At 66.6% G+C, this 14,726-nt stretch carries 15 protein-coding genes; 8 read left to right on the top strand and 7 right to left on the bottom strand.

All coding sequences use genetic code 11. The features are described from left to right. Positions 1-49: 49 nt before the first annotated feature. From FHY55_RS14880 to FHY55_RS14870, 3 genes are read right to left on the bottom strand one after another with little or no spacing between them, the layout of a single operon-like run. Entirely contained in the window at positions 50-1,867 is a 1,818-nt protein-coding gene (locus FHY55_RS14880; RefSeq protein ID WP_140014943.1) for a M3 family oligoendopeptidase, read from the bottom strand. Positions 1,868-1,921: 54 nt separating this feature from the next. Next, positions 1,922-2,491, bottom strand: coding sequence for a peptidoglycan-binding protein (locus tag FHY55_RS14875; RefSeq protein ID WP_254695329.1), 570 nt, complete (start codon positions 2,489-2,491; stop codon positions 1,922-1,924). 58 nt (positions 2,492-2,549) lie between these two features. Further along, positions 2,550-2,981 (bottom strand): OB-fold nucleic acid binding domain-containing protein, encoded by a 432-nt coding sequence (locus FHY55_RS14870; protein WP_140014942.1) that lies wholly within the window; start codon positions 2,979-2,981, stop codon positions 2,550-2,552. Positions 2,982-3,077: 96 nt separating this feature from the next. Between FHY55_RS14870 and FHY55_RS14865 the strand changes: the two genes are divergently transcribed. Together FHY55_RS14865 and FHY55_RS14860 are read left to right on the top strand one after the other, a co-directional pair. Then, the gene (locus FHY55_RS14865; RefSeq protein WP_140014941.1) at positions 3,078-3,401 is read left to right on the top strand and encodes a 2Fe-2S iron-sulfur cluster-binding protein; all 324 of its coding nucleotides are present in this window, start codon (positions 3,078-3,080) and stop codon (positions 3,399-3,401) included. 85 nt (positions 3,402-3,486) lie between these two features. Beyond that, positions 3,487-4,209 (top strand): FG-GAP-like repeat-containing protein, encoded by a 723-nt coding sequence (locus FHY55_RS14860; protein ID WP_168223022.1) that lies wholly within the window; start codon positions 3,487-3,489, stop codon positions 4,207-4,209. Between the two features lie 222 nt (positions 4,210-4,431). On the opposite strand, the gene purD is transcribed toward FHY55_RS14860, so the two are convergent. Continuing rightward, positions 4,432-5,694: a phosphoribosylamine--glycine ligase gene (gene purD, locus FHY55_RS14855; protein ID WP_140014939.1), complete on the bottom strand. Its 1,263-nt coding sequence runs from the start codon at positions 5,692-5,694 to the stop codon at positions 4,432-4,434. Between the two features lie 82 nt (positions 5,695-5,776). On the opposite strand from purD, the gene xseA reads away from it, so the two are divergent. Beyond that, positions 5,777-7,327, top strand: coding sequence for an exodeoxyribonuclease VII large subunit (gene xseA, locus FHY55_RS14850; protein ID WP_140014938.1), 1,551 nt, complete (start codon positions 5,777-5,779; stop codon positions 7,325-7,327). A gap of 75 nt (positions 7,328-7,402) precedes the next feature. On the opposite strand, the gene FHY55_RS14845 is transcribed toward xseA, so the two are convergent. Then, the gene (locus FHY55_RS14845; RefSeq protein WP_140014937.1) at positions 7,403-7,801 is read right to left on the bottom strand and encodes a hypothetical protein; all 399 of its coding nucleotides are present in this window, start codon (positions 7,799-7,801) and stop codon (positions 7,403-7,405) included. 71 nt (positions 7,802-7,872) lie between these two features. Continuing rightward, positions 7,873-8,955 (bottom strand): alkane 1-monooxygenase, encoded by a 1,083-nt coding sequence (locus tag FHY55_RS14840; protein WP_140014936.1) that lies wholly within the window; start codon positions 8,953-8,955, stop codon positions 7,873-7,875. A gap of 182 nt (positions 8,956-9,137) precedes the next feature. Here FHY55_RS14840 and FHY55_RS14835 point away from each other — a divergent pair, with 182 nt between their 5' ends. The 3 genes from FHY55_RS14835 (at position 9,138) to FHY55_RS14825 (ending at position 12,460) form a co-directional block, all read left to right on the top strand. Then, positions 9,138-10,115, top strand: a complete 978-nt coding sequence (locus FHY55_RS14835; protein ID WP_140014935.1) for a sensor histidine kinase — start codon at positions 9,138-9,140, stop codon at positions 10,113-10,115. Positions 10,116-10,184: 69 nt separating this feature from the next. Continuing rightward, positions 10,185-11,522, top strand: coding sequence for a signal recognition particle-docking protein FtsY (ftsY, locus tag FHY55_RS14830; RefSeq protein WP_140014934.1), 1,338 nt, complete (start codon positions 10,185-10,187; stop codon positions 11,520-11,522). After that, complete coding sequence (locus tag FHY55_RS14825; RefSeq protein ID WP_140014933.1) at positions 11,519-12,460, top strand: hypothetical protein; 942 nt, start codon at positions 11,519-11,521, stop codon at positions 12,458-12,460. Before ftsY ends, FHY55_RS14825 begins: the two co-directional genes overlap by 4 nt. Before the next feature lie 30 nt (positions 12,461-12,490). Here the strand turns inward: FHY55_RS14825 and FHY55_RS14820 are convergent, their stop codons facing one another. Beyond that, positions 12,491-12,931, bottom strand: a complete 441-nt coding sequence (locus FHY55_RS14820; protein WP_254695328.1) for an MgtC/SapB family protein — start codon at positions 12,929-12,931, stop codon at positions 12,491-12,493. Positions 12,932-13,094: 163 nt separating this feature from the next. On the opposite strand from FHY55_RS14820, the gene FHY55_RS14815 reads away from it, so the two are divergent. Both FHY55_RS14815 and FHY55_RS14810 read left to right on the top strand, forming a co-directional pair. After that, positions 13,095-13,874, top strand: coding sequence for a transporter substrate-binding domain-containing protein (locus FHY55_RS14815; RefSeq protein WP_140014931.1), 780 nt, complete (start codon positions 13,095-13,097; stop codon positions 13,872-13,874). Next, complete coding sequence (locus tag FHY55_RS14810) at positions 13,871-14,659, top strand: amino acid ABC transporter permease (RefSeq protein ID WP_140014930.1); 789 nt, start codon at positions 13,871-13,873, stop codon at positions 14,657-14,659. The genes FHY55_RS14815 and FHY55_RS14810 overlap by 4 nt, the downstream gene beginning before the upstream one ends. Positions 14,660-14,726: the final 67 nt, after the last annotated feature.

Genomic DNA, 14,726 nt, shown 5'->3' with positions numbered 1-14,726 from the left:
GTAACGCTCGCGCTGGCGCGCATCGCTCCACCCGCCGTCCCTAGGGCGCTTAGCCCTCCATCGCTTCCAACTCGTCGATGAAGCCTTCGATCATCGACAGGCCCTTGTCCCAGAAGGCAGGGTCGGAGGCGTCGAGGCCGAAGGGGGCGAGGAGCTCTTTGTGGTGCTTGGAGCCGCCTGCCTTCAGCATGTCGAAATACTTAGCTTGGAAGTCGGCGTCGCCCTCTTCGTATGCGGCGTAAAGCGCGTTCACCAAGCCATCGCCGAAGGCGTAGGCGTAGACGTAGAAGGGCGAGTGGACGAAGTGGGGAATGTAGGCCCAGAAGGTCTCGTAGCCTTCCATGAATTCGAAGGCCGGGCCGAGGCTTTCGCCCTGCACGGACATCCAGATCTCGTTGATCTGGTCGGGGGTCAGCTCGCCTTCCGCGCGGGCGGCGTGGAGTTTGCATTCGAAGTCGTAGAAGGCGATCTGGCGGACCACCGTGTTGATCATGTCTTCCACCTTGCCGGCCAGCATGACCTTGCGCTCGGCGTCGTCCTTGGCCGCGGCGAGGAGTTTGCGGAAGGTGAGCATTTCACCGAAGACCGAAGCGGTTTCGGCCAGCGTCAGCGGGGTGCTGGAAAGCAGTTCGCCCTGCTCGGCGGCGAGCACCTGGTGGACGCCGTGGCCGAGTTCGTGGGCGAGGGTCATCACGTCACGCGGTTTGCCGAGGTAGTTCAGCATCACGTAGGGGTGCACGTTTGTCACCGTGGGGTGGGCGAAGGCGCCGGGGGCCTTGCCGGGTTTCACTTCGGCGTCGATCCAGCCCTTGGTGAAGAAGGGCTCTGCGATCTTGGCCATTTCCGGATCGAAACCGGCGTAAGCGTCGAGCACGGTGGTCTTGGCTTCGTCCCAGTTGACGATCTTTTCGCTCTCCATCGGCAGGGGGGCGTTGCGATCCCAGACCTGCATCTTGTCGAGGCCGAGCCAGCCGCGCTTCAGCTCGTAGTAGCGGTGCGACAGGCGGGGGTAGGCGGCGACGACGGCATCGCGGAGGGCCTGCACCACCTCGGGTTCGACGTGGTTGGAGAGGTGGCGACCGGTTTGCGGCGTGGGCATCTTGCGCCACTTGTCCTCGATGGCCTTCTCCTTCGCCAGCGTGTTGTGGACGCGGGAGAAAATGGAGAGGTTGTCGGTGAGGACGGAGGCGATTTCACGCGCTGCGGCTTCGCGGGTGTCGCGGTTTTGATCAGACAGCAGGTTGGCGATGCCTTCCATGCCCAGCACCTCGCCGTTGACCTCGAATTCGAGGCCGGCGACGGTTTCATCAAACAGGCGGTTCCATGCGGCGGCGCCGACAGTGGATTGATCGTGCAGGAATTTTTCCAGCTCGTCCGAGAGCTGGTAGGGCTTGAGGGCGCGCATCCGGTCGAACACGGGCTTGTAACGGGCGAGCTCTTCGGAGCCGGTGAACCATGCCTCATAGGTGGCATCATCGACGCGGTTCAGCTCCAGCGAAAAGAACACCAGCGAGGACATGATGTCGGTGATCTGCTGCTGCATGTTGCCCATGAATTGGGCGCGGCCCGGATCGACGGTGAGCTGGTAGTAGCGCAGACCGGCGAAGGACATGATGCGCCCGGCGATGCGGTCGATCGCCTCGTAGCGGTTGACCACTTCGAGCATCTGCTCGGGGCTCAGGGTATGCAGCTTGCCTTCGTAGTCGGCGGCGAAGGCGGGGCATTCCTTGGCGAGCCATTCAAGATCGCGGGTCAGCTCGGGGGCATCTTCGGCGGTGTAGAGATCGGAGAGATCCCACTCGGGGAGGTCGCCGAGGTTCTTGCCGCCGGAAGGGGCGGCGGCGGCGTCGAAGGCGGGGGATTTCATCGGGCTGCTCCTGCGTTGTTCTCCAGAGGAGATATGCAGGAAGGGGCGGCGGCTTCAACCCTCGGGCGCGGTATCGGCCTGCGGCAGAAGGGCCGGGGCGAGGCCGAGGACGCGGGCGGCGGCGAGGGAGAGCGTGTCGCTGTCCAGCCCTTGGGGCTGCTGGAAGCTGCGGATGGCGCGGCGGGTGCGGGTGTCGAGCTTGCCGGTCACGGGGCCATTGTAATGGCCGCGGACGGCGAGGGCGCGCTGGAGGCTGGAGATATATTCGGGTGTTAGCTCATCGGAGCAGGGCGTTTCAAACCAGCGCTGGACGGCGGGCTTGGTGATCTGCTCTTGCGGTGCCCGGCGGTAGATCGGCGGGCTGATGACCTCGCCGGTGGCGGTCAGCTGGGCCGGTTGCACCAGCGTTGGCACGATGACGGTGACGGTTTCGGGGGGCGTGGTTTCCTTGTCCCAGCAGGAGCCGGGCGTGGCGCTGGGCGGCGCTTCGGCTTGGGTGACGATGGTGGCTGGGGCGGAGCGCCGCTGCACCTCGGGCGGTGAGACGCAGGCGGCGAGCGCAAGCGCACCGCAGGCGGCGAGGACGGCCCCGAGGGGGCGGCGTTTGGTGTTGGGTCGTGTCACTGCTCTGGGCTCTCTTGCGGGCCGCGTTTGGCGCAGAGTAGCGCGGGAGCGGTGTGTCTCATAGCCCGGGCGCGGGGAGGGCGGGGCGAGGGGCGGGGTCTTGCGCCCCTTTTGCAACAGGGGGCTGCGCCGAGGCAGAGGGGGCGGGGGGCGGCGCGAGCAGGGTGTCGAGCAGGGCGGAGATATCCTCGATCTGCTCGGCCACGATATGCACCACCTCCTGCTCGCGCTGGATGCGCCCCGTCACCCGCAGCAGGCGCCCGGCGATCACGGCGCGGCGGAAGCGCTCGTAGGTCTTGGCCCAGACCACCACGTTGCAGGTGCCGGTTTCATCCTCGAGCGTGATGAAGATCACCCCCTTGGCGGTGCCTGGCCTCTGGCGCACCAGCACCAGCCCGGCCACGGTCACGCGCGCGCCGGTGGGCGGGCGGTCCAGCAGGGCGGCGGGGATGGCGCGGGGCGGGCGGGGCCAGTCGGGAGGAGGGGGCATGAGAACAAATATAGAACAAATTGCAGGTTTCGGCAATGCTGGAATCTCCCCGGCCGATCCGGTAAATGGGCCGAAGCAGGCAAATCGGAGCGGCACATGGCCAAGATCACCTATATCGAGCACAACGGCACCAAGCATGAAGTTGAGGTCGCCACTGGCATGACCGTCATGGAGGGCGCGCGCGACAACGGCATTCCGGGCATTGATGCCGATTGCGGCGGGGCCTGCGCCTGCTCGACCTGCCATGTTTATGTTGCGCCCGAATGGGTCGAGAAACTTCCGGGCCGCGAGGCGATGGAAGAGGACATGCTCGATTTTGCCTTCGAGCCCGATGCGGAGCGGTCGCGCCTGACCTGCCAGATCAAGGTGACGGACGATCTGGACGGGCTGGTTGTGCAGATGCCCGAAAAGCAGATTTGAGCCCGTGCGCCGGTTTCAGCGAGATTGGCGCAAATTCCTGACGATTGGTAAAATGCTGCGGGCGGTCGCCTGCGGGGGGGCAATCTTGCTGTGCGGCAGCGCTGCGGGACAGGCGCAGGAGTTCCTCTCGGCCGAGCTGCGCAACCCGACCGACAAGTATGGACATGGGGCACTGGGGGCGGAGGGTGAGTATCTGTCGCTTGTGCTCGAAATTGGCCGAAGGGTCGGCTCGGAGGGCGGGATCTTCTCGGGCAGCGCGAGCCTGACCTATGAGCTGAATGCCGAGGAAAACCTTGTATATGAGGATGTTGCGCCGAGGCTCTGGGATGTGACCGGCGACGGGAAGCCCGAGGTCGTGGTGATGCAGAGCCATATGGAACTGGGCGCGCGGTTGCTGGTGATCGGCTTGAACGAGGGCAAGCCTGCCTTCGTTGCGGCCACACCATTCATCGGCACGCGGCATAGATGGGCGGCTCCGCTGGCGGCTGCCGACCTGGACGGCGACGGCAATATAGAGGTTGCCTTTGTCGACCGTCCGCATCTGGCCAAGATACTGAGAATATGGCGTTATTCCGATGGCGACTTTTACGAGGTCACGAGTGTAAACGGGGTGACGAACCATCGGTTCGGAGAGTCGGAGATCTTTGGCGGGTTGCGCGAATGCGGCGATCAACCCGAACTGGTGTTGGCCGATGCAGACTGGAAGAGGCTGGTCAGGTTCCGTATGGTCGACGGCCGGATGCAGGGGCAATACTTCGGGCCGATCGAGGGGCCGGAGAGCTTTGAGACGGCCCTGACGTGCCGTTAAGATTTGGCCCGGTTGGGGCCGCTACGGCAAATAATACCACCGCAACATCTTATGCACTTCCTATGCACAAGTGATGCATACGTGATCTGCGCACAGTGGGCGCAAGATTTCCCGTTATATGTGCGGCGCGTTGGGGTAACGGGTTGCGAAGGGTCCGCTGCTTGCCGTTGCTCGTGAGCGGGAAGAGATCCTCGGGGTGGGCCCGAGGATGACGGTGGCGCGTCAGAGGGCGCGCCAGCCGATGTCTTTACGATAGAAGCCTTCGGGCCAGTCGACAGCCTCGGCCAGCGCATAGGCACGCTCGCGGGCTTCTGCGAGGGTTTCGCCCCGTGCGGTGGCGTTGAGCACGCGCCCGCCGGTGGCTGTGACCTTGCCATCTACCAGAGTGGTGCCCGCGTGGAAGACCATTTGGGTGGAGGTCTGTGGCAAGCCGTCGAGCCCGCCGATCACCGAGCCCTTGGGGTAGCTGCCGGGATAGCCCGTGGTGGCGAGCACCACCGTCATCGCGTGATCGTCGGCCCAGTTCACCTGCGCCTCGGAGAGCCGCCCCTCGGCGGTGGCAAGCAGCAGGTCGAGCACCTGCGCGCCGAGGCGCATCATCAGCACCTGACATTCGGGGTCGCCGAAGCGGGCGTTGTACTCGACCAGCGCGGGCTCGCCGTCTTCGATCATCAGACCCACGTAGAGCACCCCTTGGTAGGGCGTGCCGCGCCGCGCCATCTCGGTGACGGTGGGGGTGACGATTTGGTCCATCACCTTGGCCATCACTGCCGCGTCGAGGATCGGGGCGGGGGAGTAGGCGCCCATGCCGCCGGTGTTGGGGCCCTCGTCGCCCTCGCCAACGCGCTTGTGGTCTTGCGCGGTGCCGACGGGCAGCACGTGTTCACCGTCACAGAGCACGAAGAGGCTGGCCTCTTCGCCGGTCATGAAATCTTCGATCACCACCTCGGCCCCCGCGTCACCGAAGGCGCCGGAGAAAACATCGTCGATGGCGGCCAGCGCGGTGGCCTCGTCCATCGCCACGACCACGCCCTTGCCGGCAGCCAGCCCATCGGCCTTGATGACGCGAGGCGCGCCCACGGCCTCGATATACTCCCGCGCGGGGGCGGCGGAGGTGAAGGAGCACCAGCCGGCGGTGGGGATATGCGCAGCGTCGCAGACCTGCTTGGTGAACTTCTTGGAGGCTTCGAGCTGGGCGGCCTCTGCGGAGGGGCCGAAGGTGAGGATGCCAGCGGCGCGCAGATGGTCGGCCACGCCAGCGGCCAGCGGGGCCTCGGGGCCGATCACCACGAAATCGACGGTGTTCTCATGGCAGAACTCGGCCACGGCGAGGCCGTCTTCGATATCCAGCGCGGCGCATTCGCACATCGCCTCGATTCCGGCGTTGCCGGGCGCAACGATCAGCCTGTCACATTTTGGGTTTTGCTGGATGGCCCAGGCGAGGGAATGCTCGCGCCCGCCGCTTCCGAGGATGAGAATGTTCATGGGGAGGGCTCCCTTGGCCTTGCTTCGGGGGCGTTCTAAGGTTGGGCGACGAGCAGCACAAGAGCAGCGAAGGCAACGCGACATGGACCTGATCGACGATCCGACCCCCGGCGGCAATGCGCCCGAGTTCACGGTTTCCGAACTTTCGGGTGCGGTGAAGCGCGTGGTGGAGGGTGAGTTTGGCTATGTGCGGGTGAAGGGCGAAGTGGGGCGCGTGGTGCGGGCGCGGTCTGGGCATTTGTACTTCGACCTCAAGGATGACCGGAGCGTGCTGGCCTGCACCAGTTGGAAGGGGCAGGTGGCGGGCCTCAGCGTGATCCCCGAGGAGGGGATGGAGGTGGTGGCCTATGGCAAGCTGACCACCTTTGCCAGCCAGTCGAAGTATCAGATGAATGCCACCGAGGTTGCCGTTGCCGGTGTGGGCGCGTTGATGGCGATGCTGGAGAAGCGCAAAAAGGCGCTGGCCGCCGAGGGGCTGTTTGCGCCCGAGCGCAAGCGGGCGTTGCCGTTTTTGCCGGAGATCATTGGCGTGGTGACATCGCCGCAAGGTGCCGTGATCCGCGATATTCTGCACCGGCTGAGTGACAGGTTTCCGCGCAAGGTGCTGGTGTGGCCCGTTGCCGTGCAGGGCAAGGCCTGCGCGCCGGATGTGGCTCGCGCGATTGCCGGGTTCAACGCGATGACGCCGGGGGGTGCGCTGCCACGGCCAGACCTGATTATTGTGGCGCGGGGCGGGGGCTCGATTGAAGACCTCTGGGGGTTCAACGAGGAGGAGGTGGTACGCGCCGCTGCCGCCTCGGAGATTCCGCTGATTTCGGCGGTGGGGCATGAGACGGACACGACGCTGATCGACCACGCCGCCGACCGCCGCGCCCCGACGCCGACCGCCGCCGCAGAGATGGCGGTGCCGGTGCGGCTGGAGTTGATGGCGGCGGTGGATGGCTTGGGCGGGCGGCTGCGCCGGGCGGTTTCGGAAAGTGTGCGCGGGCGGCGGCAGCGGCTGACCGACCTTGGCCGCGCGCTGCCGAGGCCCGAGGTTGTGCTGGGCGGGGCGCAGCAGAGGCTGGATCAATGGGCCGAACGGCTGCCAGCGGCGCTGCGCACGGCGGTACTGAAAAAGCGCGGGGCGCTCAGTGAGGCGGCAGCGGGGCTGCGGCCCGGCGCGGTGCGGGCCGGGATTGCCCAACGGCGGGAGCGGGCGGAGCGGTTGGGGGCGCGGCTGGGGCCGGAGCTTTCACGCACGGCGGCGCGGGCGCGGGAGCGGCTGGCGGCGCGGGCCGAGCGGCTGCGCCCGGCGCTGGTGACAGATCGCACGGCGCGGGCCGGTGAGCGGGTGGCCAGCCTCGCCGCCCGGCTTGAGGCGGCGCAGCGCGGGCAGGGCGAGGCGCGGGCGCGCAAGCTGGAGAGCCTTTCGCGCCTGCTGGGCTCGCTCGGCTATGAGGAAACGCTGAAGCGCGGGTTTGCCGTGGTGCGCGAGGGCGACGAGGTGGTCACAAGCGCGGCGCGGGCGAAGGCGGCGGTGGGGCCGCTGGAGATTCAGTTTGCCGATGGGCGGATGGTGCCGGGCGGCGGGGCGGTGAAGAAGAAGGCCAGCCCAAAGGCGCCGCCGCCGGAGCAGGGCGACTTGTTCTAGGCAGCGCTTTTCAGGCAGCGCTGCGCGTGGGCGGTTGGGGCGCCGGGGTGGTGGGCAGATTGCCCACCCTACGGGTTAGACCCCGACATCCGGGCCGAGGCAGAGCATGGGTTCTTCGGCATCGGTGACTTCGTAGAGTTCGGTGGCGGAAGGGTCATCTTCGAAGAGGGCGCGCATTCCGCCGGGCTCGTTCCAGAAGGTCCAGCATTGCGGCGCGCCGGGCTGATCCTCGTAGACGAAACAGATGAACTGCTCGGACTCGTACCAGTAGCCCTCTTTGCATTGCCCATCGAGAAACGACCAGCGCACCCGGTTGCCGGGCAGGTATTCTTCCACCCCGTAGGCGGTGCCGTGGTTGTTGTAATAGAGCGTGCGGCCCTGAGTATAGGCATCGAACTCGCTGCCCGACATCGGCTCGGCGGCCAGGGCGGGGGTTGCGGCAGCCAGCGCTGCGGCGAGGAGGATCGGGCGCATGAGGTCTCCGGGTTGCCTGCTGTTTTGCGGCAGAATGGCAGATGGCGCGGTGCGGGAAAAGCCCGCGGCTGTCACGCCCGCGCGATCTGGCCCTCGGGCGCCGGATTCGCCGGGGGCTCTGGCGACTTGGCCGTGAGGCGGGCGACGCGAGGGTTCATCACCCGGCGCCATGTGCGGGGCAGCAGGGCCAGCGTGGCCATTGCGGGCAGGGGCGCGGGCAGCATTGGCGCGCCACCGGGCAGGGTGAGCGACGGGTAGCGGGTGCTTGGGTGGGCGTGATGATCGGAGTGGCGGGGCGCGTGAAGCATCATCAGCGAGGAGAAGACGTGGGGCGCGTTCCAGCTGTGGGCGTCTGACACGGGTGTGTAGCGGCCATCGGCCTGCCGTGCGCGGCGCAGCCCGTAGTGCTGCACGTAGTCGGACATCAGAAGTTGCGCGGTGGCATAGGCGGCGAGGCCGATGTGCGCGGCCAGCCCGGCAGGGCCGAAGGCGAGGGCCGAGAGGGCAAGCAGGGCGATGGCACCGGCGATATATTCAATATAGGGGTTGGCGAGGGCCGGTTTGCCGCCGCGTGCCAGCATCTCGCGCTCGGCGGCGAGCCCGGCGCGGAAGCTGCCGACCCATGCGCGGGCAGCGAAACGGTAGTAGCTTTCGTTCAGCCGGGCGGAGTTGGGGTCATCCGGGGTGGCGACGTAGCGGTGGTGCACCTTGGGGTGGGCCGAGGCGTGGTGGCCGAAGAGCAGCGAAATATAGACCCAGCGGCCCAGCGCCCGCAGCGGACGGGCGGAGCGGTGGATCAACTCGTGGGCGTTCGAGTTGGAGACCTGGCCGAAGAAGAGGCCGAAGGCGAAGAAGGTGGCGATGCGTTCCCATGCTTGCAGCCCGGTGGCGCCGGTCAGGGCGGCAATGCCGAGGCCCAGCAGCGGGAAATGCGCCAGCGCCAGCGTGGCAGAAAGCGCATCGGCCCAGCGGCCGGGTGTGGCGGTGGGGGTCGGTGCGGCGCCGAGGTAGCGCAGCACCTGATCGAGCAGGGCGGAAAACAGGGTGAGGTAGACCAGCGCCGCCCCGATCCAGACCCCGCCCAGCAGGCCGCCAAGCACCAGCAGCGCCAGCGGCATCAGGGTGGCGAGGGCAAATTTGGCGGCGGTCGGCATCGGGCGCTCCGGGCGAAGTTGGGGCGCAGAACAGGCCCAAGGTGGGCGCAGGATAGGCCTTGGGCGTGGCAAGAGAAAGGCGGTGCCGCGCCGCACCAAAATGGGGGGCTGCCCCCTTGGCGAAATTCGGCATAGCATGGGTGCAACCAGCCCGGGCGGGCCTTAAGGGAACCCTTTAAGACGTGTTCGACACATCGGATATTTTCGGTGCCATCGAGGCGCTGACCGACGACGGCTTCTGCCTGTGCGAAATGCTCGTAGACGCCGATGGTGCGCCGGTGGACTACCGTTTCTTGCGGGTGAACGGCAATTTCGAAGCGATGACCGGCCTGAAGGACGCCACCGGGCGCACGGCGCTGGAGATGGTGCCGGAGCTGGAGTTTCAGTGGATCGAGACCTATGCCCGCGCGGGGCTAGGGGGAGAAAAGCTGGGGTTTGTAGAGGGTTCGGTGGCGATGGGCCGGGTGTTTGAGGTCAACGCCGCGCCCGCCGAGGCCCCGGGGCAATTCTACATCCTGTTTCGCGACGTCACCGCGCGAGAGACGGCGCAGGCCGAGCGGGAGGCCGCGCTGGACCAGAGCCGCAGGTTGCTGGCCGAGCTGAGCCACCGGGTGAAGAACAACCTTGCGGTGATCTCCTCTGTCTTGCGGATGGAGGCGCGGGGCTCCAGCGAGGAAACCAGCGACGCGCTGGCGCGCGCGAGAGGACGGCTGGAGGCGGTGGCGGGGCTTTACGCGCTTCTCGAATCGGCTGGAACGATCGAGACAGTGGCGGCGGAGGACTACCTGCCCAAGCTGGTTGCGATGCTGCAGGATTCGCTGGGCGTGGCGGGGCGGTTGGAGATTGTCGGACATGCGGAGGCGATGCGTCTGCCGAGCCGGTCGGCGATCCAGCTGGGGCTGATTGTCAACGAGACGGTGACCAATGCGATTAAGCACGCTTTTCCCGGCGGGGCGAGTGGCGAGGTGCGGGTGCGTCTGCACGAGGCCGAGGGGCAGCGGCGGCTGGTGGTTGCCGATACCGGGCGAGGCATGGTGGCAGAGAGCGAGGGGCACAAGGGCCTTGGCCGCGCTCTGACCGAGGCCTTCGTCCGTGACCTCGAAGGGGAAATGCAGGTGGAGAGCGGGCCGGAGGGCACCACGGTTACCATCCTGTTCTGAGGGGCGCGGCCCCTTCCATCACCGGCGTTGAGGCCTTAGGTCGGGTAGAGGAACACATCAGGGGCGCGCATGGCGTTTTTCAAGAAGCTCAAGGACAAGCTCTTCAAATCCAGTTCGAAGCTGGATGAGGGGCTTGAGGCGATCGTTGCCGATGGCGGCGAGGCGGAGGCTGTTGAAGCTGTAGAAGAGGTGGAGGCCGTTGAGGCCGGGGCCTTGGTGACGGAAGGGGCCGGGGCAGAGCCGGGCTCGTCTTCGGAGCCGGTGCCGGTGGGGGGCGGGACTGACTTGCCCGAACCTGACCTGCCCGAGGTGCCGCCCGCGCCTGCGCCTGAGCCAGAGGTGCCGGTGGAGCCGGATCTGCCGCCCGTGCCGGAGCCGGAGCCAGAGGTTCCGCCTGTGCCCATGCCCGAGCCGGAGATCCCCGAGCCCGATCTGCCCGAGCCCGAGGTGCCTGAGCCTGAGCCCGATTTGCCGCCGATCCCGGTGCCGCCTGCGCCGCGCGCGGAGGAGGTGGCGGCCAAGCGCCCCGGCTTCATCGGGCGGATGCTGGGGCGGGGCGAGGGGCCCGTTATGCGGCGGGTGCTCGACGATGACATGCTGGAGAGCCTCGAAGAGCTGTTGATCGCCTCCGACATGGGCGTGGACACCGCGCTGCGGGTGACGGCGAACATGGCCGAAGGGCGCTACGGGCGGAAAGTGTCGACCGCCGAGATCAAGCAGTTCCTCGCTGATGAGATTGCGCGGATCATGGAGCCGGTGGCCCGCCCGATGCCGCTTTACCCGACCCGTCCGCAGGTGGTGCTGGTGGTGGGCGTCAACGGCTCTGGCAAGACCACCACGATCGGCAAGCTGGCGAGCCAGTTCAAGGCCGCCGGAAAGAGCGTGGTGATCGCCGCGGGCGACACCTTCCGCGCGGCGGCGGTGGAGCAGTTGCAGGTGTGGGGCGAGCGGGCAGGCGTGCCGGTGATGACCGCGCCCGAGGGCAGCGACCCGGCTTCGCTCGCCTTTGATGCGATGGGCAAGGCGCAAGAAGACGGGGCAGACCTGTTGATGATCGACACCGCCGGGCGGTTGCAAAACCGGGCCGATCTGATGGAGGAGCTTTCCAAGATCGTGCGGGTCATCAAGAAGAAAGACCCGGATGCGCCGCATAACACCTTGCTGGTGCTGGATGCGACCACGGGGCAGAACGCGCTGAGCCAGGTGGAGACCTTCCAGAAGATGGCCGATGTGAGTGGCCTCGTGATGACCAAGCTTGACGGCACCGCAAAGGGCGGGGTGCTGGTGGCGCTGGCCGACAAGTTTGGCCTGCCGATCCATGCGATTGGCGTGGGCGAGAAGATCGACGATCTGGATGCGTTCGATCCGAAGGATTTTGCGGAGGCGCTGACGGGCGCGGGGGCATGATCCGGGCCCTTGCGCTGGCTTGCCTGCTGCCGGGCGCAGCGGCGGCGCAAACCTATGACAGTCTGACGGATGAGGCATGCGCGGGCCTGCTTCAGCGGGCCGACGTGCTGGGCCTTGGCGGCGTGGTTGAGGTCGGTGGCTCGGGCGCGCAGGAGAATGGCTGCGCCTATTCGGATGTTCGGATTTCGACCGGGGCGGGCATGCTGGGCTATCTGGTGCCGCAGGCCCGGGTGCAGATCGGCGGGTTGGGTCGGCTCGACTACGGGCTGCCGCCGCTGGCGGTGAAGCTGGAGGTGCGCGGTGCGCATCCGGTTTTTACTGTGTCGGGGGATGCTCTGACGAGCTGGCTTTTGACGGAGCAGGCCAACGTTGGCGATGGCATGGACCTCTCCGCCAACCTTTGGTGGGACCGGGACACCCGGGAGGTTGTGATCGAGGAGGTCCGCTGGGACTTTCCGGGGGCGAACGGTTTGCGGATGGAGGGGCTGATCGCGGGGGTGGACCTGACGGATCAGCTGGCGATGCAGCAATCGGCGTTGACGACGCGGCTCATGGCGCTGGAGCTGGAGATGGAGAGCAACGGGCTGTTTGAGCAGCTGTTCCTTGTGCCATTGGGGCAGGCGCTCTTGCAGCCGGTGCCTGAGGCGGACGGCGCGGAGGTGCCTTCGCCAGCGGCGCAGGTGGCGGCGTTGCAGGCGGCGGCTGTGGAGGCGCTGGAGAGCCTGCCGGATGCGCGGTTTGAGCCGGGTGCGCGGGAGGCGTTGGCGGCGTTTATTACCGATTTGCCGCATCCGGAGGGGCGGTTTGTGCTGCGGCTGGATGCGCCCGAGGGGCTGGGCATGGCGCAGCTCGGGCCTCTGGCGCTGGGCGCGGCAGTGACGCCCGAGGCAGTTGGCGCGATGCTTGACGGCGTGACCATCGGGGCGGAATACCGGTAGGATTAGGCGGCGCGCAGCCTGTGCCTGCGATCAGGATGCGTCTTCGCTGGCCTGCACCATGCGTTTCAGGATCCACAGCACCGCCACGGTGAGGGCGGTGGCCATGGCGGCCAGTGGCATTTGCCCGGCGCCGCAGGCCAGCCCGATGCCGCCGGCCAGCCACATGGAGGCGCCCGTGGTTGTATTCTTCACGGTGTCGCCCTTGGTGAAGATGATGCCTGCGGCGAGGAAGGCCACGCCCGCCGTGACCGCCTCGACAAGGCGGAGGGGATCAACCTTCATGCTGTCTTTCGGGCCGAAGGACAGCTGCGAGAGCTGCTGGCTGACCACGATGAAGAGGCAGGCGGCGAGGGCCACGAGGATGTGGGTGCGCAGGCCTGCGGGTTTGGAGCGCCACTCGCGCTCCAGCCCGATCAGCCCGCCCAGCACCGCTGCCGCCAGCAGGCGGATAAAGGCGGTGAGGGGTGGCACGGCGGCGAAGGTGCCCTTCAGCTCTGATGCGATGGTTTCGATGGTGGGTCTCCCGGGGTGTCTGGTGACATAACTCGGGCTTGGCCCCGGAGGTTCCGGGCCTGCGTTGCGCAGGTTTGCGTTTGCGCTAAGGTTTGAGCGAACCTCAGTGGGAGTCGATCTGATGAAATACGCCGCCGCCGCCGTTTTTGCCTCGCTCTTCGTGACCCCGGTGGTCGCGCAGGATTTGCCCGACCTTGAGGGCCGCGAAATTACCGTTGTGACCGAAAACGCTTATCCGCCGCTGCAGTACATGGCCGATGGCGAGGCCGTGGGCTGGGAGTATGACGCGATGGCGGAGATCGCCGCCCGGATCAACATGAGCGTGACTTACGAGAACATCAGCTGGGATGCGATGATACCGGCAGTTTCGGAAGGGCAGTATGACCTCGGGATGACGGGGATCACCATTCGGGATGATCGCAAGGAGATGGTGGATTTTTCCGACGCTTACATGCGCAGCGAGATGGTGATGCTGGTGCGGGGGGACGAGGAGCGCTTTAGCGATGCGGCGGGGTTTGCCGCCGATGACGATCTGCTGGTGGCGGCCCAGCCGGGGACGACGCCGTTTTATGTGGCGGTTTACGATGTGCTGGATGGCGATGAGGCGAACCCGCGGGTGAAGCTGTTTGAGACCTTCGGTGCGGGGGTGCAGGCGCTGCGTGCCGGGGACGTGGACCTTGTGCTGACCGATGGCACGGCAGGCGAGGGCTATGTGGCGGCCTCGGATGGGGCGCTGAAGATCGTGGGCGAGAAGCTGGGGACCGAGGACTTTGGCTTCATCTTTCCTAAAGGGTCTGACCTTGTGGCGCCGATCAATGCCGCAATTGCCTCGATGCAGGCGGATGGCACGCTGGATGCGCTGAACAAGAAGTGGTTTCTCGACACCAAGCTCGGCGAGTGAGGGAGCGGCCCGGCGAAAACGACTTTCCGTGGTGGCTGGTGATCCTTGCCGCCACGGGGGCGGTGCTGTTTGGGCGGGTCATCGCGGACGAGCTTTATTCGGACGTGCTGGAGACGCTGATGAAGGGCGTCGGCATCACGGTTTTCGTGACATTGGTGGGGTTCACGCTGGCCACGCTGATCGGCCTGCTGGTGGCGGTGGCCTCGCTTTCGCGCTGGATGGTGTTGCGACAGGTGGCGCGGCTCTACACCGAAATCGTCCGGGGCGTGCCGATACTGGTGCTGTTGCTCTACGTGGCCTTTGTGGTGGCTCCGGCGCTGGTTTGGGCGGTGAACTGGGTGCTGCAGGGCCTTGGCGCCGAGGGGATACGGACGCGGGATTTTTCGCTGCTCTGGCGGGCGATCATCGCGCTGTCGATCGGCTATTCGGCCTTTATTGCCGAGGTGTTCCGGGCCGGATTGCTATCGGTTGACGAGGGGCAGATCGAGGCGGCGGAGGCTTTGGGGCTGTCGCCCTGGCAGCGGTTTCGGCTGGTGCGGCTGCCACAGGCGCTGCGCACGATCCTGCCGCCGCTGGGCAATGACTTCATCGCGATGATCAAGGATTCCAGCCTCGTATCGGTGCTGGGGGTGACGGATATCACCCAGTTGGGGAAGGTCACGTCGGCGGGGAATTTCCGGTATTTCGAGACCTATAACGTGGTGGCGCTGCTTTACCTCGTGATGACGGTGACGCTCTCGCTGGCGCTGCGGCGGTTGGAGAAGCGGTTGGCGGCTGGGCGATAGGCGGGTGCCGGGGTGGTGGGCAGATTGCCCACCCTACGCGGGTGCTGGACCATCGCGAGCGGTGAAT

The sequence above is a fragment of the Oceanicola sp. D3 genome (assembly GCF_006351965.1).
Lineage (GTDB): Bacteria > Pseudomonadota > Alphaproteobacteria > Rhodobacterales > Rhodobacteraceae > Vannielia.
The sequence above is the reverse complement of the archived record's forward strand: the minus strand, read 5'-3'. Positions and strand labels throughout refer to the sequence as shown.

Excerpts from the sequence above, each read along its gene's own strand:
- FHY55_RS14880 (WP_140014943.1), bottom strand. The coding sequence starts at position 1,867 with ATGAAATCCCCCGCCTTCGACGCCGCCGCCGCCCCTTCCGGCGGCAAG.
- FHY55_RS14870 (WP_140014942.1), bottom strand. The coding sequence starts at position 2,981 with ATGCCCCCTCCTCCCGACTGGCCCCGCCCGCCCCGCGCCATCCCCGCC.
- FHY55_RS14865 (WP_140014941.1), top strand. The coding sequence starts at position 3,078 with ATGGCCAAGATCACCTATATCGAGCACAACGGCACCAAGCATGAAGTT.
- purD (WP_140014939.1), bottom strand. The coding sequence starts at position 5,694 with ATGAACATTCTCATCCTCGGAAGCGGCGGGCGCGAGCATTCCCTCGCC.
- xseA (WP_140014938.1), top strand. The coding sequence starts at position 5,777 with ATGGACCTGATCGACGATCCGACCCCCGGCGGCAATGCGCCCGAGTTC.
- FHY55_RS14845 (WP_140014937.1), bottom strand. The coding sequence starts at position 7,801 with ATGCGCCCGATCCTCCTCGCCGCAGCGCTGGCTGCCGCAACCCCCGCC.
- FHY55_RS14840 (WP_140014936.1), bottom strand. The coding sequence starts at position 8,955 with ATGCCGACCGCCGCCAAATTTGCCCTCGCCACCCTGATGCCGCTGGCG.
- ftsY (WP_140014934.1), top strand. The coding sequence starts at position 10,185 with ATGGCGTTTTTCAAGAAGCTCAAGGACAAGCTCTTCAAATCCAGTTCG.
- FHY55_RS14825 (WP_140014933.1), top strand. The coding sequence starts at position 11,519 with ATGATCCGGGCCCTTGCGCTGGCTTGCCTGCTGCCGGGCGCAGCGGCG.
- FHY55_RS14815 (WP_140014931.1), top strand. The coding sequence starts at position 13,095 with ATGAAATACGCCGCCGCCGCCGTTTTTGCCTCGCTCTTCGTGACCCCG.